Genomic DNA, 21,304 nt, shown 5'->3' on the forward strand with positions numbered 1-21,304 from the left:
ACGACCCCCGACGCAGCATTCGGGTTCGCGCAGTTCTCGCGCCACGCGAACCCCCGTCGGACAACAGGTCGGGTGAGGACCTCGCGCGTACACGAGGGAGCAGGAATGAAGTTCAGCAAGGGCCAGACCGTCGTCCACCCACACCACGGGCCGGCCGTGATCCGTCGGATCACGTCTCGCCGAGTGAACCGCACGGCGGTCAAGTACTACGACCTCGAGGTCATCGAGTCGAACCTGCACGTCAGCATCCCCGTCGACCGCGCCGAGGAGATGCGACTGAGGCCCATCCTCACGAAGACGGAGATCGAGCAGGTGCTCGACGTGCTGCGGGCCCCCTCCGCGCCCGAGATCGAACAATGGTCGCGCCGAATCAAGGAGAACCGCGACCGCTTGAACAACGGCGATATCTTTGCGCACGCCGCCATCGCCCGCGACCTCGGCCGTCGCGACGAACGCAAGCGGCTCTCCTTCGCCGAGCGACAGATGCTCCGCGAGGCTCGCGAACCCCTCGTCGTCGAGGTGGCGATCGCGCTCGGCAAGAGCGCCGAGGAGGCTGACGCGCTTCTCAAGCAGGCGGAGGCCTCGGGCACCCTCGTCGCTGCCTAGCGCCCGGCGAGCCGAGAGGCAGGCACACAGCGCAGAAGGCGCGCCCCGGGATCGGGGCGCGCCTTCCTCGCGGGTAAGCGGAAACTACTTCGCGGCGGATGCCGTCTTGGCGTTGACCTCGTAGGAGGTGTTGGTCGACTCGAAGAAGTTCACCAGCTCGAGGGTGTCATTCGCGGTCGCCATCCACTTGGCCGGGTTCGAGACCTTGTAGTGCGGCTCGAAGCCGAGCTCCTCAAGGCGACGGTCAGCCAGGTACTTGACGTACTGGTTGATGTAGTTGGCGTTGAGGCCCAGGATGCCGCCCGGCAGCAGGTCGTGGTTGTACTGCTCCTCCAGCTCGACCGCGTCGAGGATCATCTGGCGGATCTCCTCGGCGAACTCGGGCGTCTGCAGCTCGGGGTTCTCCTCCAGCACCGTGAGGATGAGGTTGATGCCGAACTTGAGGTGCAGGCTCTCGTCGCGCACGATCCAGTCCATGAGAGAGCCGAAGTTGCGCAGCAGGTTCCGCTGGCGGAACGACAGCGCCACCATGAAGCCCGAGTAGAACCAGATGCCCTCGAGCACGACGTTGTACGCAACGAGGTTGCGCACGAAGTCCTGCTTGCCCTCGAGCGTGTTGATGTCGAGCGTCTCCTCCGTCATCCGGCGAAGGAACTTGACCTGGAACTCTTCCTTCTTCGCCATCGACGGGATGTCGACGTGGGCCGCGTAGGCCTCCTCGCGGTTGATGGGGAAGGTCTCGAGCACGTACTCGAACGACATGCAGTGGTTGGCCTCCTCCCACATCTGCTTGGCGAGGTAGAGGTGCGCCTCGGCCGAGTTGACGTAGGGGTAGACGCCGAAGGCGAGCGCCTTGTTGACGAGCAGCTCGTTGGGGTTGAAGTAGCTCATGAGGAACGTCACGGCGTGACGCTCTTCATCCGTCATCTTCTTGAAGTCGGCGATGTCTTCGCCGAGCTGGATCTCATTGGGGAACCAGGTGTTGGCAACCGCCTGGTCGTAGAGGTCCATTGCCCACTGGTACTTGATCGGCTTGAGCAGGAGTGCTTCCTGGATGCCGGTGCCGAGAATGCCCATTCGTTACTTCATCTTCTTTCTGGTGTGTGCGCGAGCCGGGCCCGCCGGGAGATCTGCCCCGGCGGGCGCGACCGGCTACGCGGTGGGTCCTACTGGCAGCTGTCGCACTGCAGGTCGTCCATCGGGTCGACCGGGACGTAGTACTCGTCGGGGTTGAATCCACCCATGATCAATTGCCTTCCTTCGGGGCGACGCTGCCGAAGCCGCGGCGGGCGGGCGCCGAGACGGCGGGGGCTGCTGCCGGGGCGGCGCTCACCGCGGTCTGCTCCTCTGCGGGCGTCGCGGCGGAGGGCACGGATGCCGCGGCCGAGCTGGCCGCGCCGAAGCCGCGCTTCGCCCCGCCAGAAATCTCCGCCGTCTTGTTGACCTTGACGGTGGACTGCTCGGCCTGGTGGCGGGGCTTCATGTGCAGGTAGTACGTCGTCTTGACGCCGCGCTCCCATGCCCCGTAGTAGATGTCCATCATCTCGCCGAGGTCACGCGTCTCGAGGTACATGTTGCGGCTGATGGCCTGGTCGATCCACTTCTGGGCACGCGCCGCGACCTCGAGGAAGGCGTAGGGCGAGAGCTGGAAGCTCGTCTTGTAGACCTCCTTGAGGTGGTCCGGGATCGACGCCACACGCGAGATGTCGCCCTGGCTGCGCAGGATGTCTTCGCGAACGCTCTCCCACATCCCGAGCTTCTGCAGGTCGGCGACGAGGTTTCGGTTGACCTCGAGGAACTTGCCGTTCGAGGTCGAGCGGCTGAAGATCTGCGAGAACTGCGGGTCGAGGCCGGGCGTCGTGCCCGCGACGAGGCCAATGGATGCCGTCGGCGCGATGGCCATGAGCGTCGCGTTGCGCATGCCGCCCTTGACCTTCTCCCGCATCGCGTCCCAGTCCAGGCGCGTCTTGCGGTTGACCTTGATCTCGACGCCGCGATCCTGCTCGGTGAGCGCGATCGAGTCAAGCGGCACGAGGCCCTGCGACCAGCGCGAACCCTCGAAGTTCGTGTAGGAGCCGCGAACCTTGGCAAGGTCGGCGCTCTCGTCGATCGCCGCGTAGGAGACGTGCTCCATGATCTCGTCGATGAGGTCGTAGGCCTCTTCGCTCTCGTAGGAGAAGCCGTGCTTCTCGACGATGTCGGTGAAGCCCATGACGCCGAGGCCGACGGCGCGGTTCTGCTGGTTGGAGAAGTCAGCCTCCTTGACCGAAGACCGCGTGATGTCGATCAGGTTGTCGAGCTGGCGCACGGCGATGCGGGCGCTCTCCTCGATCTTCGCGAAGTCCATGCTGACCTTGCCGGTCGCTTCGTCGACGAGGAGGTGGCGGCTGAGGTTGATCGACGCCAGGTTGCAGACGGAGACGTTGTCTTCGTCCTGCGGCAGCGTGATCTCGGTGCAGAGGTTCGAGAGGTGGATCGTGCCTGTGTTGTTGTTGAGGGCACGGTTGTTGATCGTGTCCTTCCAGGTGAGCCACGGGTGGCTCGAACCCTGCAGCGAAACGAGGATCGCCTTGAACTGCTCGCGCGCCTTGATGACCTTGTGCATCCGCAGTTCGCCGTTTTTGGCCATCTCGATGTACTCGTTGTAGCGAGCCGAGAAGGCGGCACCGTAGAGCTCGTTGAGGTCGGCGACCTCGAGCGGGTCGAAGAGGTACCAGTCCTCGTCGTTCTGCACGCGCTTCATGAACTCGTCCGAAATCCAGACAGCCGTGTTGGCGGTGCGGGTGCGGCGGTAGGGGTCACCGGAGTTCTGGCGCAGGTCGATGAACTCGGGGAAGTCGAGGTGCCAGTTCTCCATGTAGAAGCAGAGGGCGCCGAACTTCTTGCCGCCACGGCTCACGGCACGAAGGATCGAGTCGATCGTGTGCATGAAGGGGATGGGGCCCGTCGAGGTCGTGTTGTTGGAGCGAATGGGCGAACCCTGGGCGCGCAGCTTCGTGACCGAGAGGCCGATGCCTCCCGTGCCCTTCGTGAGCCACATGACATCGCGCGTCGTCTTGGCGATGTGCTCCATGTCGTCCTGCATCTCCATGACGAAGCAGTTCGCGAGCTGGGGGTAGATCGTGCCCGCGTTGACGAGCGTCGAGCCGGCCGCGAGGTACTCGAGCTTCGACATCTTGTCGTAGAACGCGATGGCGGTGGCGTTGGGGTCGGGCTCATTGAGTGAGAGGCCCATCGCGATGCGCATCCAGAAGTACTGGGGAACCTCGAGGGCGTCGCCGTTGCGGCCCTTGATGCCGTAGCGGTTGTTGAGCGTGACGACACCGATGTACTTGAGCAGCTCGTCGTGCTTTGGATCGAGGGCGGCCGCCAGCTGGTCGAGGTCGAAGAGCTCGACGAGGCGCGGGTCAAGGAGGCCCTCCTCGACGCCGCGGCGGATGTTGGGGCCGAAGTGCTCGACGTGCAGGCGGCGAAGGTCGTCGTCGTTCTCGTAGTCGCCGAGCACGCGCTTGTAGATCGTCTTCAGGAGGAGGCGCGCCGCGACGGTGTCGAAGGCCGGGTCGTCCTTGACGTTCTGCAGGGCCACCTGGATGACGGCCTCATCGAGCTGCTGCGTCGTGATGCCATCGAAGAGTGTGAGCTCAAGCTCGCTCGCGATCTGCGTCACCCACGTGATGTTCTCGTCGAGGCCTTTGCTGGCCTCTTCGATCGCGAGGTTGATCTTGTTCGCATCGTATGGCTCGCGTGTGCCATCGCGCTTGACTACGGTGATTCCCACTCTTTTTCCCCTTTGTGCCGATTGAGCGTTCGACCACTATATAGCGGGGTATGCCCGAGAACATATCCCTATATCTAGTGGGCGTGTCGTCCACAGATGTGCATAACTTCGCCGAGTTCTGCACAGCCTGTGCAGTAATCCTGCCCGCTGCCACCGACATCCGAATCCGCCCCCTGCGGCGCCGCGAAAGGGCATCCGCGGGGGCTAGACTCGTGCTCTTGTGAAGCGCTATATCGACCTGCTGAAGACGCGCGGCGTTGGGCGCCTCATGGGGTCGCAGCTGGTCGCACGCTTCCCCGGCGGGATGCTCTCGCTCGCCTTCCTCCTGCACGTCGAGCAGGTGCACGACTCCTACGGCGCGGCCGGCCTCGTGCTCGCCGCCACCAGCATCGGGCAGGCCATCGCCGGGCCAGTCACCACCAGGTGGATGGGGGTCTGGGGCATGCGGCCCGTCATCGTGCTGACGGCATCCGTCTGCGCTGCCGCCGTGGCGACGATCGCGCTCGTCGAGATGTCGGTCGCGCTCTACATGGTGGTCGGCTTTGTCGCGGGCATATCGAACCCGCCCATCCAGCCTGCCGTGCGCACCATCTACCCCAAGCTCGTGCCCGCGAAGCAGCTCACCCCCCTCTTCTCGCTCGACGCTTCGGCTCAGGAGATCATCTGGGTCGTCGGCCCGGTCGTCACCACCTTCGTCGCGACCCAGGTGGGCACGCGGCAGGCGATCCTGCTCGCGCTCGTGTTCCTCGTCGTGGGCACGGCGTGGTTCGTCGCGGCGCGCGAACTCAGCCAGGTGCGCATCCCCCGCGCCCGCAGACGAATGGGGGCCGTGCTGGGTCGGCCGAGCGTACTGCTCGCCACGGGCCTCGGCTTCCTCCTCGTCGGCGCATGCGCCGCCATCGAGGCCGGGGTCGTCGCGACCTTCGGCCATGGCGACGCGAGCGCCGGAATCGCCCTCGCCATCTTCTCGGTCGGCTCGCTCGCGGGCGGTTTGGTATTCGGTCACCGGCAGATCGACCCGTGGGCGCTGGCCCGCCGCATGGGCATCGTCTTCGTGGGCCTCGCGGCATCCATGCTCATCCTGGAACTGTGGTGGATCTCGGTCGCGCTCTTCGTCGCCGGGGTCGGCATCGCGCCCGCCCTCGCCGCGATGTTCACGATCACCTCGGCGAGCGTCAAGTTCAGCGAGACCGCCGAGGCCTACGGGTGGATCGGCACGGGCCAGTTGATCGGTGCCGCGATCGGCTCGGCCCTCGCCGGCTTCATGATCGACGGCTTCGATGCCGTCGGCGCCTACTGGGTGGCGGCGGTGTTCGCGTTCGCGGGCGTCATCGTCGCCGTCTTCTTCCGTGGCCCCGACCTGCGCGGCCGCGATGCGAGCCCCATCCCCGACACGGAGCCGGTGCTCACCCTCAAGGAGTGAGCCGCGGCTACCAGCGCGGGTTGCCCGTGAGATCTGTCTTCTGCACCCTCCCGGGGTACCTGAAGGTGCTCAAGTCGGATCTCAGCGGGGGTCGATCGCGAGTTACCAGCGCGGGTGGACGGCGGCGCGGAAGTAGCGGTCGTAGATGTCGCGCACGCCCGCGGTGAAGCCCTCGCTGAGCTGTGGGAGTTCACCCGCGGCCGCGTTCGAAGCGGCCTGCTCGGGGTTGCGCGCGCCCGGGATGACCGAGCTCACGCCGTCGAGCTGTGCGACCCACGCGAGGGCGACCTGCGCGGTCGAATATCCGGATGCCGCGGGCTCCCCCGCGATCAGGGCCGCGAACTCCTGCGCCGCCGCGACGCCGGCCTCGAAGTCGACGCCCGAGAACGTCTCGCCCACGTCGAAGGCCTCACCGCCGCGGTTGAAGGTGCGGTGGTCGTTCTCGGCGAAGGTCGTCTCGGTCGTGTACCTGCCGCTCAGGAGCCCGGATGCGAGGGGCACGCGAGCGATGATGCCAACTCCAGCATCGCGAGCCGCAGGCAGTACAGCGTCGAGTGGCTTGAGGCGGAAGGCGTTGAGGATGATCTGCACAGACGCGGTGCCGGGGCGCGCGATCGCGGCGAGCGCCTCATCGACGGTCTCGACGCTGACGCCGTAGTTGGCGATCGCGCCCTCCTCGACGAGGGTGTCGAGCGCGTCGTAGACGGCGTCGTTCGAGAAGACGGGCGTGGGCGGGCAGTGCAGCTGCACGAGGTCGAGCGTGTCGACGCCGAGGTTGCGGCGCGAGCGGTCGGTCCACTCGCGGAACTTCTCGAGCGTGAAGTTGGCGGGGTCCTGCTCCTCGCGTCGGCCCATCTTGGTCGCCACCGTGATGTCGAGGGAGGGGTTGTCGGCGAGGTAACGGCCGATGATGCTCTCGCTGCGACCGTCGCCATAGACGTCGGCGGTGTCGAAGAAGGTGACGCCGGACTGCACGGCCGTGTCGAGGACGGCCGTGGCATCCGCTTCGCTGACATCACCCCAGTCGGCGCCGAGCTGCCAGGTTCCGAGGCCGATGACTGAGACGGTGCGGCCCGTGCGGCCGAGAGTGCGAGTGTGCATGCCTCGACGCTACCCCGCGTCGGCTGCCGCTGCCTGCTCGTCGCGGGACTCTTGTTCCGCCGTCGACTCGACCTTGGCCTCGGCCTGCTCCCCGCGAATGGCGGCGGCGACCTCCCGCGCGAGGCGACGCCGCACAATGTGGTCGTTGATCTCGACCCGGCGCACGGTGACGTTGCGCATGTTCTTGATGAACTTCATGCTGCCGGGCACTATGAACTGGTCAAGCGCCCCGTAGACGATCTCGACGGGCGCACGGATTGCGGCGATGTCACTCACGGTCGTCTGCGACTCGATGCAGCGTTCGAGCGAGAGCACGAAGGCCTGCCAGTTCTTCTCCGTGATCTCGAAGACGTTGCGAATGGGCACCAAGCGGGCGATCATCGCCGCGCGCTTGAGCGTGAATTCCTTGTGGCTGCGCAGGTACTCGTAGGCCTTCAGGTAGGCGCCCACGGCTGCCCGTTCCACCGGGTCGCCGATCTCCTGCGGCGCGAGGTAGATGGGTGGGCTGACGAGCACGACCTTCTCGATCTCGTCGCGAGTGACCCGCGCGTGGCGGGACACGATCAACGCGCCGAGGGAGTGACCGACGATCGTGTACTCGCCCCGGATGCGCAGCCTCTTGATGGTGCGCTGGAGCCACTTGACGTGCTCCTCGATCGTGTATTCGGCGTTTGCGGGCACCGGCGACTCCCCGTGCCCAAGAATGTCGATCGAGATGACGCGGTGGTCGCGCTCGAGCAGCGGCACGAGGTTCTGGAACGTGACAGACGACGACGCGATGCCGTGCACCAGGATGACGACGGGACCCTCCCCCACATCGCTCGCAACATGCAGCACGGGCCGCGGCGCGAGGCCGACGGCGGCAAGGGCGGTGCGGATGCTGCTGCCGAGGGTCATGCTGCCGATTATGGCAGCGGGCACTGGGCCGGGCCTGACGCCCGAATCGTTGCAAACGTTGGGTAGTGCTCTGCTTCTCCTCACCCATAGCCTGAGCCCATGAGGCGACGACTGCTGCTCCCGGCCACGATCCTGCTGACGCTCGCGGCACTCACCGGCTGCTCTGCGGATGCCCGAGGCGGGTTCTCGGAGGCCAGCTACGACTCCGGCGGGGCGGCACCCAACGAGGCGATGCCCGAGGTCTCGGAGGACCGACTTGTTGAGCAAGCCGACGACAGGCAGGTCATCGTCACAGGCGACCTGTGGCTCACGGTCGAGGACCCGCGCGACGCGGCTGACGAGGCCGCCGACATCGTGGAGCGCGCGGGCGGCCACGTCGACAACCGCTCGGAGACCGCGCCGCGCGACGACGATCCGGGCCGCGCCGAGCTCACGGTGCGCATCCCCTCGGCCAAGCTCAGCGGCACCCTCAATGACCTCGAGGAACTCGGCGAGGTCGAGGAGACCCGCACCTACCGGCAGGACGTCACCTCGGTTGCCAAAGACCTCGACGCGCGCATCACGGCGCTCGAGGCATCCGTCGACCGCCTGCTCGCGCTCATGGTCGACGCCGACACGACGAGCGACCTCATCACGATCGAGTCGACGCTCTCGGAACGGCAGTCAGACCTTGAGTCGCTGCAGTCCCAGCGCCGCTCGATCGCCGATCAGGTCGACTACTCGACCATCACCGTGCACCTCGGCTCGGAGGCCGACGCCCCGGTCGACGAACCCGACACCTTCTGGACGGGACTCGTCGCCGGATGGGAGGCGCTCGTGGGCTTCGTGTCGTTCCTGCTCGTCGCGCTCGGCGTCATCCTGCCGTGGCTCATCGTGCCCGCGATCGCGCTGCTGCTGACCCTGGCGCTGCTGCGTCGGCGGCGGCGCCAGCGCGCTGCTGCATCCGTGACGGGCGAGGGCGACCGCACGGCGTAGGCTTTTCGGGTGCCTGCGCCTGAAACACCCCCGAAGAGTCGGCGCCTCGAGCACCTGATCGACCTCACGCCGCTCAAGCACAGCCCCGCCTTCGCCCGCCTGTGGATCGGCACCGCGATCGCGACGATCGGCAGCCAGATGACGGTCGTCGCCGTCGGCCTGCACGTCTACTCGATGACAGCGTCGACCTTCGCCGTCGCCATGGTCGGCACGATCGCGCTCGTGCCGATGATCCTCGCGGGCTTCTACGGCGGGATGCTCGCCGACGCCTTCGACCGCAGGCGCGTTGCCCTCACGGCCGCCGTCGTCGCGTGGCTCGCGATCGCGACCCTCGCCACGATCACCTGGCTCGACGTGCAGCAGCTCTGGCACCTCTACGCGCTCACGACCCTCAACTCGGTCGCGGCCACGATCATGGGGGCCACCCGCAACGCCATCACGCCGCGCCTGCTGCCGCGGCACCTGCTGCCCGCAGCATCCGCCCTGCAGGGCATGAGCATGGGCGCGGCCATCACGGTCGGCCCGGCGATCGCCGGCGTGCTCGTCGCGAGCTTCGGCTTCGCGTGGACCTACTCGCTCGACGTCGTACTGTTCTGCGCCGCGTTCCTCGGCATCATCTCGCTGCCCTCCATCACCCCCGAGGGCGAACTGCACAGGCCCGGCCTCGAATCGGTGCGCAAGGGGCTCGCGTTCCTCAAGCGGGCGCCGAACATCCGGATGTCGTTCATCGTCGACATCATCGCCATGACCTTCGGCCGACCGCATGCGCTGTTCCCGGCCGTCGGGGCGCTGCTCATCGGGGGCGGGGCCGTGACGGTCGGCATCCTGACCGCATCGGGCGCGATCGGCACCCTGCTGTGCAGCCTGCTCTCCGGCAAGCTCGGCACCGTGCGGCGGCACGGCATCGCGATCGGCTGGTCCATCGCGGCCTACGGCGCCTTCGTCGTCGGCTTCGGCGTCGTCATCGCGGTCGTGCAGCTCGGAGGCTTCGCCGCTGACACGGAAGACATCGCCGGCGCAAACCTGACCGCCCTCGTGCTGGCGTCGATCATGATGGCCGGCACAGGGGCATCCGACAACGTCAGCGCCATCTTCCGCTCGACCATGCTGCAAACCGCCGTGCCCGACAACATGCGCGGGCGCCTGCAGGGCATTTTCATCGTCGTCGTCACCGGCGGACCCCGCATCGGCGACTTCTACGTCGGCGCGGTTGCCCTCGTGGCGGGGCTGTGGTTCCCGCCGCTGCTCGGCGGCATCCTGATCATCGCGCTCATCGCGCTGTGCCTTCGGTTGACGCCGTCGTTCCGGGCGTACGACGCGCTCACGCCGACGCCGTAACTCGCACCCCGGCTGGGTGCCAGGTGAGAGCGCCCACGGTGTCCCGCTCCTACCGTCTGCCGCATGGAGTGGATGTGGGCGCCCGAGTACGAGCTCGCGCGGCAGGTGTTGCAGCGGGGCGTCGCCGCCGTGTTCCTCGTCGCCTTCCTGTCGAGCTTCAACCAGTTCCCCGCGCTCCTCGGCGAGCGCGGCCTCTCGCCCACGCCCGCGTTCCTGCGCCGCGTGACCTTCCGACAGGCGCCGAGCATCTTCCACTGGCACTACAGCGACCGGATGCTTCGGCTCGTCTGCCTCGTCGGGGCCCTCGCCGCGGCATCCGTCGTCGTCGGGTTGCCGCAGATGGGGCCACCGTGGGTTCCCCTGCTCGTGTTCCTCCTGATGTGGACCCTGTACCTCTCGATCGTCAACGTCGGCCAGACCTTCTACGGCTTCGGCTGGGAGAGCCTGCTGCTCGAGGCGGGGTTCATCGTGGCGTTCCTCGGCTCGAACGAGGTGCCGCCGCCCCTGCCGATCATCGTGCTGTGCTGGTGGCTCGTGTTCCGGCTCGAGTTCGGGGCGGGCATGATCAAGATGCGCGGCGGCGAGGAGTGGCGCGACCTCACGGCCCTCATGTACCACCACGAGACGCAGCCCATGCCGGGGCCGCTCAGCCGCTTCGCGCACCTCATGCCGGCGTGGTTCCACAAGTCCGAGGTGCTCGGCTCCCACTTCGCGCAGCTCATCGTGCCGTGGTTTCTCTTCGCGGCGCTCATCCCGCATCCGGTCGCACAGATCGCCTCCTCGGTGGCCGCCGTCATCATCATCGGCACGCAGGGCTGGCTCGTGCTGACCGGAAACTTCGCGTGGCTCAACTGGCTCAGCATCGTGCTCGCCTTCTCGGCGATCGCCGACTTCCCGTGGCTCGTGAAGGCGGCGACCGCGCTCGACCCCTGGGTGCCCGGGTGGGTGCTACCGGGGCGCGGCGAGGCCGGCACCTTCGGTGTGGCCGATGAGCACGCGTGGTTCGCGATCGTCGTGCTCGTGGCATCCGCGTTCCTGGTCGTGCTGAGCTGGCGCCCGCTGCTGAACCTCTTCTCACGCAACCAGCTCATGAACGCGAGCTTCAACCGCTACCACCTCGTGAACGCGTACGGCGCGTTCGGCACCGTCACGAAGGAGCGCTACGAGATCGTCATCGAGGGCACCCGCGCACCGACGCCGGACCGCGGATGGCGGGAATACGAGTTCAAGGGCAAGCCCGGCGACCCCACGCGGGTGCCGCGGCAGTTCGCGCCGTACCATCTGCGCCTCGACTGGCTCATGTGGTTCCTGGCGCTCGGCCGACAGGAGCGGTGGTTCAGCGTGCTGCTCATCCGCCTGCTCGAGGGCGACAAGGGGGTGCTCCGGATGCTGCGGCTCAACCCCTTCGATGGGGCCCCGCCCTCGTGGGTGCGTGCGCGCGTGTTCCTCTACCGGTTCGCGACGCGCGAGGAGCGGCGCGAGCGCGGGCTGTGGTGGGTGCGCGCGCCGATCGACGAGCTTGTGGGGCCCGTGCAGCTTGGGCCCGGGCATGCGTCGCGTGGCGGCGGTACGACGCTGGGCACCGGTGCGGATGCGCGCTCGGGCACAACTCCGGGTGCGGGCTCCGACACCACTCCGGATGCTCCGCGCTCACTTTTCGGCAGGCCGCTTAGACCGCGGCGCGAGCATCCTGCCGAAAACCGAGCGTGGCATCTAGACGAGGTGGCTGGATCGGCTGCGGGCGGCGCGACAGCGGCGGACGCGACCACGGCGGACGCGACGACGGCGGCGGAGGCACCCGCGCGCGACGCCGACGTCGACCCCGACGAGGCGAACGCCGTCGACGTCGAAAACCCGGCCGGCGAGCCCGACCCGAGCGCTGAACCGGGCGAGCCGGACCCTGGCACCCGCCAACCCGGGCAGGATGGTGCCCGTGGTTGATGCGAATGTGGTGGGGGCCGGGCCCAACGGTCTCGCCGCCGCGCTGACGCTCGCCAAGGCGGGCCTCGACGTCGTGCTGACCGAGGCGGCGGATGTCGTGGGCGGCGGCCTGCAGACGCGCGAGCTGACGGGCCCCGGCTACCTGCATGACGTCTGCTCGGCTGTGCACCCGGCGGCGCTGGCGTCGCCCTTCTTCCAGGCGTGGGGCCTTGAGCGCCGCGTCGACTTCGTCATTCCGGAGGCGTCGTATGCGCATCCGCTCGACGGGGGCCGGGCCGGCATCGCGTGGCACTCGCTCGACCGCACGGTCGAGGACCTCGGCCCCGACGGCAGAGCGTGGCGCCGCTTCTTCTCACCGCTGCTGGGGCGCATCGACGGCATCGTCGACTTCACGGGATCGCAGCTCCTGCGGGTGCCCGACTCAATCCCGGCGGCGGTGCTCTACGGACTCCGCACGCTCGAGCAGGGCACCTCCGCGAGCTGGAACCGACGCTTCTCAGGCGAGGCGGCCCGCGCGATGATCACGGGCGTCGCCGCCCACACGAACCACTCCCAACCGTCGCTCACGACCTCCGGCGCGGGCATCCTGCTGGCGGCCCATGCGCACGCCGGCGGCTGGGCCATGCCGCTCGGGGGTTCCCAGGCGATCGCGGATGCCATGGCCGCCGACTTCGAGGCGATGGGCGGGCGCGTCCGTCTAAACACGACGGTAACCTCCGCGAAGGACCTCGAACCGTCGAAGATCACCCTGCTCGACACGACCCCGCGGATGCTCGCCCGCTTCACCGAGCTGCCGGCGAAGTATGCGCGGGCGATCGGCCGGTTCCGCTACGGGCAGGCGGCGGCGAAGGTCGACTTCGCGCTCTCCGGGCCCGTGCCGTGGAGCAACGCGCAGGTCGCGCTCTCGCCGACCGTGCATGTGGGCGGTTCGCGTCAGGAGATTGTGGCCGCCGAGCGCGAGGTCGCGCGGGGGCGGGTACACGAGAAGCCGTATGTCTTGGCGGTGCAGCCCTCGTTCGTCGACCCCTCCCGCGCGCCGGCCGGACACCACGTGCTGTGGACCTACACGCACGTGCCCAACGGCAGCACGGCGGATGTCACGGAGTCGGTCATTCAGCAGATCGAGCGCTTCGCTCCGGGGTTCCGCGACCTCATCGTGGCCTCGAACACGATGTCGACGAGCGACTTCGAGGCGCACAACGCCAACTACATCGGCGGGGACATCTTCTCCGGCGCGCTCGACCTGTTGCAGCTCGTCAAGCGTCCGGTGATCTCGCGCACCCCGTGGCGCACTCCCGTCGACGGCCTGTACCTGTGCTCCGCGGCGACGGCCCCGGGACCGGCCGTCCACGGGATGAACGGCTGGTACGCCGCCGACCTCGCCCTGCGCGATCACTTCGGCATGCGGGCGCCCTATCGAAACTGAGGGCTCCTCCCCTAGGATCGGGCTGTGACCTACGCCACCGGAGTGCTCGCGGATGCCCCGCCCGCTTCCGGCGCGTCCCTGCCGACCGCCATGGCGCGGTTCGTGGGGAACGCGTTCCTCCTGCGCGGCCGCGCCAGCCGCAGTGAGTACTGGTGGTGGATGCTCGTCAACCTCCTCGTCGTCGGGGTCTGCCTGTTCGCCATACCCCTTCTGGCGGCCGGATCGGCTCCGCAGTCGAACTTGCGAGTCGGGCCGTTCGGTTCGGGACTCTTCGCCGACCTTGCCGTCTTCACAGCGAGCGCGACCGGCCCTTCCGAGTCGGCGGTGGTCGCGGGTTTCGCGATCCTCGGCGCGGGGTGGATCCTCTTCACACTCGTTCCCGGGGTTACGGTCGCCGTTCGCCGCCTCCACGACTCCAACCTGTCGGGCGCCTGGGCGTTGCTCGCGCTCATCCCGGCAGGTCAGCTGGTCGTGCTGGTGCTCATGCTTCGCGGGTCCAGGTGGGAGGGCGCGCGCTTCGACGCGTGAGGGGGGCTGTCCCGGCATCGCAACGACCTGCGGTGAACGGCAACGTTTTTCCGCGACATGCCACTCGTCCTCGACGCCAGCCGGCGTGTCGCGCTGAAATCGTTGCCACTCACCGCACGCAGCGGTGCGGCCCTGTCGCACCTGCAGCCCGAGGTGGCTGCCGGAGGCGGCTGCCGGAGGCGGCTGCCGGAGGCGGCTGCCGGAGGTGGCTGCCGAAGGCGGCTGCTGGCTGCTGTTGCCACGCATCACCACAGCTCGGCCCCGAACCCCACGACACCTACTCCGCCCACACCCCCGAGCTGCCGCGGCGGTGGCTGCCGCGGAGGTGCGTGTCGACGATGCCGATGGCCTCCATGAGGGCGTACATGGTCGTTGGGCCGACGAAGGTGAACCCCTTCTTCTTGAGTGCCTTCGAGAGGGCGACCGATTCGGGTGAGGTGGTGGGGACATCCGCGAAGGTGACTGGCTTGGGCGTTTCAGCCGGCTGGAACGACCAGACGAACTGGGCGAGACCGCCCTCCTCGCGCAACGCGACCGTCGCGGCGGCGTTCTGGATGGTCGCCGCGATCTTGAGGCGGTTGCGCACGATGCCCGCGTCGGCCATGAGCCGATCGAAGTCTGGCTCGCCGTAGCCCGCGACCGTGTCGGGATCGAAGTCGTGGAATGCCGCACGGAAGGCAGGGCGCTTGCGCAGGATCGTCGCCCACGAAAGGCCGGACTGGAACGCCTCGAGACTCAGCCGCTCGAAGACTCCACGCTCGTCGCGCACGGGCATACCCCACTCGCTGTCGTAGTACTCGCGCATGAGCGGATCACGGGATGCCCACAAAGGCCGCGCGAGTCCGTCTTCGCCTACGACGAGGGGCGACGGTTCGGGAGCCGCGCTAAGCGCGGGCGAGACAGGCGCGCCCACGTCAGCACCGGCGCCAGGGGCAGGCGCAGCCGCCCCGAGCGCAGCGCCAGCCTCGGCAGTCGTCGCCGCCCCCTCCGTCCCCGCGCTCACGCTGCCGCCTCCAGCCCGAGCAGCACGCGTTTGGCATCGAGCCCGCCGAGGTAACCGCCGAGGGATCCGTCGGAGCGCAGCACTCGGTGGCACGGCACGACGATGGGCAGCGGGTTGGTCGCGCAGGCGGTGCCGACGGCGCGCACGGCCCGCGGGCTGCCCGTCGCGGCGGCGACCTGGGTGTAGCTCTCGGTGACCCCGTAGCCGATGCCCGCGAGGTGTTCGAGCACGGTGCGGCGGAAACCCTTCGTCAGCCGCCAGTCGAGCGGCACATCAAAGGTGCGGCGCGTGCCCGCGAAGTACTCATCGACCTGGCGGGCGGCAGCGTCCAGTCGGGCGGGCGACGCCAGCAGCCTCGGGCTCACCCGGGCGGCGAGCGCCTCGAGCACGGTGTCGAAGTCCTCTCGTTCGAAGGCGAGGCGCACGAGGCCCTCGCGGGTCGCGGCGAGGAGCAGTGCCCCGACCGGGGTGTCGACCGTGCGGTAGGCGACGTCGAGGAGGTCGGATGCCGCGGCATCCGTCTCGAGTCGTGCGTGCAGTCGGGAGAGGGCCGCCGCCTCCTCCGGCTGGTCGGGCTGCAGCGCGGGTGGTGCGCCTTCGAAGATCGTGGTCATGGGAGCTCCTTGTCGTGATGCCGTCTCCCTGTAGACGCGCGGGAGGGCACGGATGTGAGGTCGGGTGCCGAGATTGTCAGGGCTGCCACTTCGCTCGCAGGGCGGCGACGCCGTCTGAGGAGGCCCGGCGTGCGGCATCCGGTGTGCAGCCGATGATGGCGGCGACCTCGGAGTGCGGGAGTCCCGCGAAGAAGTGGTAGGCGACAGCCTGCCGCTGCCGATCCGGCAGGGTGGCGACGAGGGCCCAGAGGTCTGGATCCGCGGCCGGTGCGGGCCCTGTGGAGGGAAGCTCCGCGACCGGCAGCGGAGCACGCTCGCGCGCCCTGATCACGTCGATCGCCTTGCGGTGCGCGATCGTGACGAGCCACGCCTCGACGTTGGCGCCGTCGGGCAGGGAAGGATAGGCGCGCAGCGCGGCGAGGAAGGTCTCCGACCACGCGTCATCCGCGTCCTGCACTCCGAGCACGGCCCGGCACACGCGCAGCACGGTCGCACCATGCTCCTGCACGACGCGCTCGAACGGATGCTTCACCCGCCCAGTCTGGCAGCGCCCTCCGACAGCGGCGCCCGGGCGATCGCATGTGAACGCGCGCTGAGTGAGGCCCGCAGCAGCACCGGTGCATCACCAGTGAGTCGCCTGATTCTCGCCCAATGTTGAGGGTCCGCGGCCTAGCGTGGCGGGCATCCGCACGCCAACGACGCCAAGGAGGCACGCCATGCCGGAGATCCACCACCACGAACCGCCCTACACGGTCGGCTATTTCGTGGGAAGCCTCGCGACCGCATCCATCAACCGCACTCTCTCGAAGGCGCTCATCAAACTCGCCCCCAAGGAGCTCGAGTTCACCGAGATTCCCATCGCGAACCTGCCGCTCTACAGCTACGACTATGACAACGACTATCCGGCCGAGGGTCGCGCGCTGAAGGAGGCCATCGCATCCGTCGACGCCGTGCTCTTCGTGACCCCCGAGTACAACCGGGCCATCCCCGGTGCGCTCAAGAACGCGATCGACTGGGCGAGCCGGCCCTGGGGGCAGAACTCCTTCGCGCGCAAGCCCTCCGCGGTCATCGGGGCGTCGATTGGCGCGATCGGCACGGCCGTCGCACAGCAGAACCTCCGTAGCGTCTTGAGCTTCTGTGACTCGCCACAGATGAACTCGCCCGAGGCCTACATCCAGATCACGCCCGGCCTCATCACCGACGACGGCGAGGTGACGAATGAGTCGACGAAGGAGTTCCTCACCGGCTACATGAACTCCTACTTCGAGTTCATCACGCGCGTCTTGACGGTCATCCCGAAGCCCTAGACCGCCGCTCAGCCGTGGAACTGGGCGATCTGCAGGAGGTTGCCGCAGGTGTCGTCCAGCACGGCGACCGTGACGGGGCCCAGGTTGCTCGGCGGCTGCGTGAAGGTCACGCCCTCGGCGACGAGCCGGTCGTACTCGGCCTGCACATCGTCGACCGCCATGACGCAGCAGGGGATGCCGTCTTCCAGGAGGGCATCCGCGTAGGCACCGGCGGCCGGATGCGCCTTCGGCTCAAGCGAGATCTGCGTCGCGTCCGGCTTGCCCGCCTCCACGACGGTGAGCCAGCGGTGCTCACCCATGGGAATGTCGGCGGCGACCTCGAAGCCGAGCGTGCCCGTGTAGAACTCGAGTGCGTGCTGCTGGTCGTCGACGAAGATGCTGACGGTCTGGAGCTTCATGTGCGTGTCCTTCGCATGGGCCACCGTTCGGCGATCTGCGCGAGCGGGGCGGTGTTGATGGTGTGGAGCTTGTAGCGCCCGCGGCGCTCCGTGCGCACGAGTCCCGCCGCTTCGAGCACGTCGAGGTGCTGCGACACCGCCTGCCGGGTGGGGGTCAGGTCGTGGTGCATGGCGAGTTTGGTGCACAGCTCGAAGAGGGTCTGCTCATCGCGCTGCATGAGTTCGTCTAGCAGGAGGCGGCGCGTCTCGTCGGCCAGGGCCTTGTAGACGTCGCTCACGCGCCCAGCATAGGCAAGCGTTCACTTGCATGTCAAGCATCCGGTGTCGGGGCGCGAAGCTACGATTGCCGAATGACGATCATCGCCGCCGCCGACGGTTCAGCACTCGGAAACCCCGGCCCCGCCGGCTGGGCCTGGTACGTCGACGACGGATGCTGGGACGCCGGCGGCTGGAAGCACGCCACCAACAACCAGGGCGAGCTGAAGGCCGTGCTCGAGCTCTTCCGCGCGACCGCCCACGTCGACGACGACCTGCTGGTGCTGTGCGACAGCCAGTACGTCATCAACTCCGTCACCAAGTGGATGCCGGGGTGGAAGCGCAAGGGCTGGCGCAAAGCCGACGGCTCCCCCGTCATGAACGTCGAGTTGCTCAAGGAGCTCGACGAGGCACTCAAGGGTCGCGACTTCACCTTCGAGTGGGTCAAGGGCCACGTCGGCCACGAGCTCAATGAGGCGGCGGATGCCCGTGCCCGCGCCGTCGCGGAGGCCTACCGCCGCGGCGCCCCCGTGCCGAGCGGCCCCGGCTTCACGGCGGGCCACACGGTGAGCACTGGCACACCGGCAGTGAGCGAGCCCCGCCCAGTGATCGACCCCACGGATGAGGTGCCGGATGCCGACATCGACGACCGGTTCACGGGGGAGGACGACGCCCTCTTCTCGCTCGACGCACCCACGTGGCATCCGCTCACCATCTCGCTGACCGAGGACGAGCACGAGCGCCTGCTCCGCCGGGCCCGCGATCGCGGCGTCACGCCGGAGGAGCTCCTCCGGGGCCTCATCTAGGCCCGCATACTCCCAGCCTCCGGCGCCCGCAAGCATTGCCGGCGGAGCGGTTCGGGCTTACCTTCTGCCTCATGACCTCACCTGCGGGAGTCGAGACGCCACCGGCCAGCGCGAAGCTCAAGCGCAACATCTCCGGCCTGTTCCTGTTCCTGTTCATCCTCGGCGACGTGCTGGGCGCCGGCATCTACGCGCTCGTCGGCGTCATGGCGGGCGAGACGGGCGGCGCGATCTGGGTGCCGCTCGGCATCGCGCTCCTCCTGGCGCTGCTGACCGCCGGGTCGTATGCGGAGCTCGTGACGAAGTACCCGCGCGCGGGCGGTTCGGCGGTCTTCGCCGAGCGCGCCTTCAAGACGCCGATCGTGTCATTCCTCGTGGGCTTCTCGATGCTCGCGGCCGGCGTCGTGAGCGCGGCCGCACTGGCGCTCGCGTTCGCGGGCGACTACCTGGGCGCGTTCATCGACATCCCTCCCATCCTCGGCGCCGTGCTCTTCCTTGTGCTCGTCGCGCTCATCAACCTGCGCGGCATCAAGGAGTCGATGCAGGCGAACTTCGTCATGACGGCCATCGAGCTGACAGGCCTGCTGATCGTGCTCATCGCGGTCGGCGTCTTCGTGGGCGGCGGCAACGGCGACTTCAGCCGTCTCACCGAGTTCAACCCCGACACGACCCCAGCATTGGCGATCATGGCGGGCGTGCTGCTCGCCTACTACTCCTATGTGGGCTTCGAGACCTCGGCAAACATTGTGGAGGAGATCCGCAACCCCGCCCGCGTGTACCCCCGCACCCTCTTCGCCTCGCTCCTCACCGCGGGGGTGCTCTACATGCTCGTCGCCGCGGCATCCACCGTCACCCTCGCGCCGGAGGAACTCGCGGAGTCCACCGGCCCGCTGCTCGCCGTCGTGGAGGAGACGGGCGCCGGTATCCCGCCGTGGCTCTTCAGCGCGATCGCCCTCATCGCGGTCGCGAACGGATGCCTCCTCACGATGATCATGGCGAGCCGCCTCACCTACGGCATGGCGAAGCAGCGCCTGCTGCCGCCCCCGCTCGGCAAGGTGCTCCCCCGCCGCGGAACCCCCTGGGTCTCCATCATCGTCACGACGATCGTCGCGATGGGCCTCACCTTCACGGGCGACCTCTCCACGCTTGCGAACACGGTCGTGCTCCTGCTGCTGTTCGTCTTCCTCAGCACCAACGTGGCCGTGCTCGTGCTGCGCCGCGACGAGGGCGAGCGCGAACACTTCAAGGTCTGGACCTTCGTGCCCGTGCTCGCGATCCTCTCCTGCATTGGCCTCATGACGCAGCAGTCGGGCGAGGTGTGGATCCGCGCACTCATCCTGATCGCGGTCGGTGTGGCCCTCTACTTCGCGACCCGCTGGTGGTCGAAGAAGGGCGACGGCACGGATGCAACGGACTCCGTAACCCCCGCGTCACCCCAGCGCGACGAGCAGTGACGCAGCCGCAAGCACAACGCACACGGGCGTCATGAGGTACCGCTCGGGCTTAGAACGCGAGATGGCGTTCATGAGGATGCCGAGCACGAAGTAGGCGAAGAGCACCCACATCGCGACATCCGCCACCGTCTCGTCGAGGGACACAGCCCCCACCTTCGCGAGGATGATGAGCACGAAGATGCCGTAGAGCACGATCGAGACGACGCTGCCGACCCGCAACTTTGCCGGAAGCACGCGGTGCTGGCCGCCCCACGCAAAATGCCCGAGAGGAGCACCCGCGATGAGGGCGACCTGGAATACGGCGAGCGCCGCCAGCAGGAGGAGCAGCGCCGCGACGGCGAACCCGGTGAGCGAGATCATGTGCACATCCTCGCGCCTATTGACTCCCGGACTGCGGCGGCGCACCCTTGCCCCATGAAGGCAATCGTGAATCACTTCGAGATCCCCGCCGATGACCTCGAGCGGGCGCAGTCGTTCTATGCCGAGGTCTTCGGCTGGAAGATGGAGGACTGGGGCGACGGCAACATCATGGTGGAGGCTGCCGAGGGCGGCATCGGCGGCGACATCCACCAGCGGGGCAGCGATGTTCCGCACCCGACCTTTGTCATCACGGTCGACCGCATCGAGGATGCCGTGGCCGCCATCACGGCGAAGGGTGGCCAGATGGTCTCGTCCATCCAGACGATGGAGGGCATGGGGCGCTACGCCTACTTCAAGGACAGCGAGGGCAACCTCCTCGGCGTCTGGGACACCGTCACCGACGCCGTGCAGGAGGAATGACCATGAAGGTGAAGTTCATGCTCATGGTCTTCGGCGAGGAGTCCGAGGTGCGCACGCACGGGTCGACATGGGCTGAGCGCGTCGCCTCCTTCATGGTGCAGCTCGATGACGAGCTGGCGCAGAGCGGCGAACTCGTCTACTCCGAGGTATTAGAGGACGGGCATGACGCGCTCCTCGTCGACCGGCACGGCGGCATCCACGACGGGTCACTCGCCGGGGCGACGCCGCTGCTGCGCTTCATTGTCGTGCGGGTGACGGATGAGTCGCGCGCGCTCGAGATCGCGGCCCGCATGGCCGAGGCGGTCGGCTCGGCGGTCGAGGTGCGGGAGGTGCGCGAACTGCATCCGGATGCGATCCGCCCCTAGCGCGGAACCCTAGGGAATCAGGCCCATTCGCGCTTGGCGAGGCGCGAGAGCACCTGCGGTTCGTCCTCGGGCTCAGGCATGCCGTCGAACTCGGGCGAGGCCGGATAGACGAGTACGGGGACGCCCGAGACCAGTTGCACCGAGACATCCATCACGCCGTCGGTGCTGTTGATGTAGCAGCGCACCGTGAAGAACTCACCGAAGGGCTTGCCGCTCGCGACCAGGTGGTTGACGTAGCCGATGAAGCCGTCGGCGAATCGGTCGGAGACGGTGAAGGAGCGGCCGTAGTAGTCGATGCGTTTCATGATCGAA

General features: G+C 68.0%; 23 protein-coding genes. 12 read left to right on the top strand and 11 right to left on the bottom strand.

Going from position 1 to position 21,304, the window contains the following annotated elements:
- Positions 1–105 precede the first annotated feature (105 nt).
- Positions 106–606: a CarD family transcriptional regulator gene (locus tag ACIQK7_RS02205; RefSeq protein ID WP_403020805.1), complete on the top strand. Its 501-nt coding sequence runs from the start codon at positions 106–108 to the stop codon at positions 604–606.
- 84 nt (positions 607–690) lie between these two features.
- Here ACIQK7_RS02205 and ACIQK7_RS02210 read toward each other — a convergent pair whose 3' ends face one another.
- Both ACIQK7_RS02210 and ACIQK7_RS02215 read right to left on the bottom strand, forming a co-directional pair.
- Entirely contained in the window at positions 691–1,683 is a 993-nt protein-coding gene (locus ACIQK7_RS02210) for a ribonucleotide-diphosphate reductase subunit beta (protein ID WP_403020807.1), read from the bottom strand.
- 169 nt (positions 1,684–1,852) lie between these two features.
- On the bottom strand, positions 1,853–4,384 hold the full coding sequence (locus ACIQK7_RS02215; RefSeq protein WP_403020809.1) for a ribonucleoside-diphosphate reductase subunit alpha: 2,532 nt from the start codon (positions 4,382–4,384) through the stop codon (positions 1,853–1,855).
- A 220-nt stretch (positions 4,385–4,604) separates the two neighbouring features.
- On the opposite strand from ACIQK7_RS02215, the gene ACIQK7_RS02220 reads away from it, so the two are divergent.
- Positions 4,605–5,807, top strand: a complete 1,203-nt coding sequence (locus ACIQK7_RS02220) for an MFS transporter (protein WP_403020812.1) — start codon at positions 4,605–4,607, stop codon at positions 5,805–5,807.
- A gap of 102 nt (positions 5,808–5,909) precedes the next feature.
- Here ACIQK7_RS02220 and ACIQK7_RS02225 read toward each other — a convergent pair whose 3' ends face one another.
- On the bottom strand, positions 5,910–6,908 hold the full coding sequence (locus tag ACIQK7_RS02225) for an aldo/keto reductase (RefSeq protein ID WP_403020813.1): 999 nt from the start codon (positions 6,906–6,908) through the stop codon (positions 5,910–5,912).
- 9 nt (positions 6,909–6,917) lie between these two features.
- Positions 6,918–7,805 (bottom strand): alpha/beta hydrolase, encoded by an 888-nt coding sequence (locus ACIQK7_RS02230; protein WP_325209308.1) that lies wholly within the window; start codon positions 7,803–7,805, stop codon positions 6,918–6,920.
- A gap of 99 nt (positions 7,806–7,904) precedes the next feature.
- Here ACIQK7_RS02230 and ACIQK7_RS02235 point away from each other — a divergent pair, with 99 nt between their 5' ends.
- The 5 genes from ACIQK7_RS02235 (at position 7,905) to ACIQK7_RS02255 (ending at position 14,013) form a co-directional block, all read left to right on the top strand.
- Positions 7,905–8,780, top strand: a complete 876-nt coding sequence (locus ACIQK7_RS02235) for a DUF4349 domain-containing protein (protein ID WP_403020816.1) — start codon at positions 7,905–7,907, stop codon at positions 8,778–8,780.
- A gap of 9 nt (positions 8,781–8,789) precedes the next feature.
- On the top strand, positions 8,790–10,118 hold the full coding sequence (locus ACIQK7_RS02240; protein WP_403020818.1) for an MFS transporter: 1,329 nt from the start codon (positions 8,790–8,792) through the stop codon (positions 10,116–10,118).
- A gap of 63 nt (positions 10,119–10,181) precedes the next feature.
- On the top strand, positions 10,182–12,059 hold the full coding sequence (locus ACIQK7_RS02245; protein ID WP_403020820.1) for a lipase maturation factor family protein: 1,878 nt from the start codon (positions 10,182–10,184) through the stop codon (positions 12,057–12,059).
- Positions 12,052–13,485, top strand: a complete 1,434-nt coding sequence (locus ACIQK7_RS02250) for a phytoene desaturase family protein (RefSeq protein WP_403020821.1) — start codon at positions 12,052–12,054, stop codon at positions 13,483–13,485. The genes ACIQK7_RS02245 and ACIQK7_RS02250 overlap by 8 nt, the downstream gene beginning before the upstream one ends.
- Before the next feature lie 24 nt (positions 13,486–13,509).
- On the top strand, positions 13,510–14,013 hold the full coding sequence (locus ACIQK7_RS02255; protein WP_403020824.1) for a DUF805 domain-containing protein: 504 nt from the start codon (positions 13,510–13,512) through the stop codon (positions 14,011–14,013).
- A gap of 277 nt (positions 14,014–14,290) precedes the next feature.
- On the opposite strand, the gene ACIQK7_RS02260 is transcribed toward ACIQK7_RS02255, so the two are convergent.
- The 3 genes from ACIQK7_RS02260 to ACIQK7_RS02270 form a co-directional block, all read right to left on the bottom strand.
- Complete coding sequence (locus tag ACIQK7_RS02260; protein ID WP_403023943.1) at positions 14,291–14,926, bottom strand: DNA-3-methyladenine glycosylase I; 636 nt, start codon at positions 14,924–14,926, stop codon at positions 14,291–14,293.
- 86 nt (positions 14,927–15,012) lie between these two features.
- On the bottom strand, positions 15,013–15,630 hold the full coding sequence (locus tag ACIQK7_RS02265) for a methylated-DNA--[protein]-cysteine S-methyltransferase (RefSeq protein WP_403020826.1): 618 nt from the start codon (positions 15,628–15,630) through the stop codon (positions 15,013–15,015).
- Between the two features lie 76 nt (positions 15,631–15,706).
- On the bottom strand, positions 15,707–16,162 hold the full coding sequence (locus ACIQK7_RS02270) for an RNA polymerase sigma factor (protein ID WP_403020828.1): 456 nt from the start codon (positions 16,160–16,162) through the stop codon (positions 15,707–15,709).
- Between the two features lie 184 nt (positions 16,163–16,346).
- On the opposite strand from ACIQK7_RS02270, the gene ACIQK7_RS02275 reads away from it, so the two are divergent.
- Positions 16,347–16,937 carry an NADPH-dependent FMN reductase gene (locus ACIQK7_RS02275; protein WP_403020830.1) on the top strand — a complete coding sequence of 197 codons (591 nt, stop codon included), beginning with the start codon at positions 16,347–16,349 and terminating at the stop codon, positions 16,935–16,937.
- An 8-nt stretch (positions 16,938–16,945) separates the two neighbouring features.
- Here the strand turns inward: ACIQK7_RS02275 and ACIQK7_RS02280 are convergent, their stop codons facing one another.
- Together ACIQK7_RS02280 and ACIQK7_RS02285 are read right to left on the bottom strand one after the other, a co-directional pair.
- Positions 16,946–17,335 carry a VOC family protein gene (locus tag ACIQK7_RS02280; protein ID WP_403020832.1) on the bottom strand — a complete coding sequence of 130 codons (390 nt, stop codon included), beginning with the start codon at positions 17,333–17,335 and terminating at the stop codon, positions 16,946–16,948.
- Complete coding sequence (locus ACIQK7_RS02285; RefSeq protein WP_403020835.1) at positions 17,332–17,613, bottom strand: ArsR/SmtB family transcription factor; 282 nt, start codon at positions 17,611–17,613, stop codon at positions 17,332–17,334. The genes ACIQK7_RS02280 and ACIQK7_RS02285 overlap by 4 nt, the downstream gene beginning before the upstream one ends.
- A 72-nt stretch (positions 17,614–17,685) precedes the next feature.
- Here ACIQK7_RS02285 and ACIQK7_RS02290 point away from each other — a divergent pair, with 72 nt between their 5' ends.
- A complete protein-coding gene (locus tag ACIQK7_RS02290) occupies positions 17,686–18,396 on the top strand; it encodes an RNase H family protein (RefSeq protein WP_403020837.1) in 711 nt (236 codons plus the stop codon).
- A gap of 71 nt (positions 18,397–18,467) precedes the next feature.
- Complete coding sequence (locus tag ACIQK7_RS02295; protein WP_403020840.1) at positions 18,468–19,847, top strand: APC family permease; 1,380 nt, start codon at positions 18,468–18,470, stop codon at positions 19,845–19,847.
- On the opposite strand, the gene ACIQK7_RS02300 is transcribed toward ACIQK7_RS02295, so the two are convergent.
- Positions 19,824–20,207, bottom strand: a complete 384-nt coding sequence (locus ACIQK7_RS02300) for a hypothetical protein (RefSeq protein ID WP_403020842.1) — start codon at positions 20,205–20,207, stop codon at positions 19,824–19,826. The two genes, ACIQK7_RS02295 and ACIQK7_RS02300, sit on opposite strands and share 24 nt — an antisense overlap.
- Positions 20,208–20,261: 54 nt before the next feature.
- Here ACIQK7_RS02300 and ACIQK7_RS02305 point away from each other — a divergent pair, with 54 nt between their 5' ends.
- Both ACIQK7_RS02305 and ACIQK7_RS02310 read left to right on the top strand, forming a co-directional pair.
- On the top strand, positions 20,262–20,627 hold the full coding sequence (locus ACIQK7_RS02305) for a VOC family protein (protein ID WP_403020843.1): 366 nt from the start codon (positions 20,262–20,264) through the stop codon (positions 20,625–20,627).
- A 2-nt stretch (positions 20,628–20,629) separates the two neighbouring features.
- On the top strand, positions 20,630–20,992 hold the full coding sequence (locus ACIQK7_RS02310; RefSeq protein ID WP_325209322.1) for a hypothetical protein: 363 nt from the start codon (positions 20,630–20,632) through the stop codon (positions 20,990–20,992).
- A 17-nt stretch (positions 20,993–21,009) separates the two neighbouring features.
- On the opposite strand, the gene ACIQK7_RS02315 is transcribed toward ACIQK7_RS02310, so the two are convergent.
- Positions 21,010–21,297: a hypothetical protein gene (locus ACIQK7_RS02315; protein WP_325209323.1), complete on the bottom strand. Its 288-nt coding sequence runs from the start codon at positions 21,295–21,297 to the stop codon at positions 21,010–21,012.
- Positions 21,298–21,304 lie beyond the last annotated feature (7 nt).

Origin of the sequence: Salinibacterium sp. GXW1014, assembly GCF_044769865.1 — a bacterium.
Classification (GTDB): domain Bacteria; phylum Actinomycetota; class Actinomycetes; order Actinomycetales; family Microbacteriaceae; genus Homoserinimonas.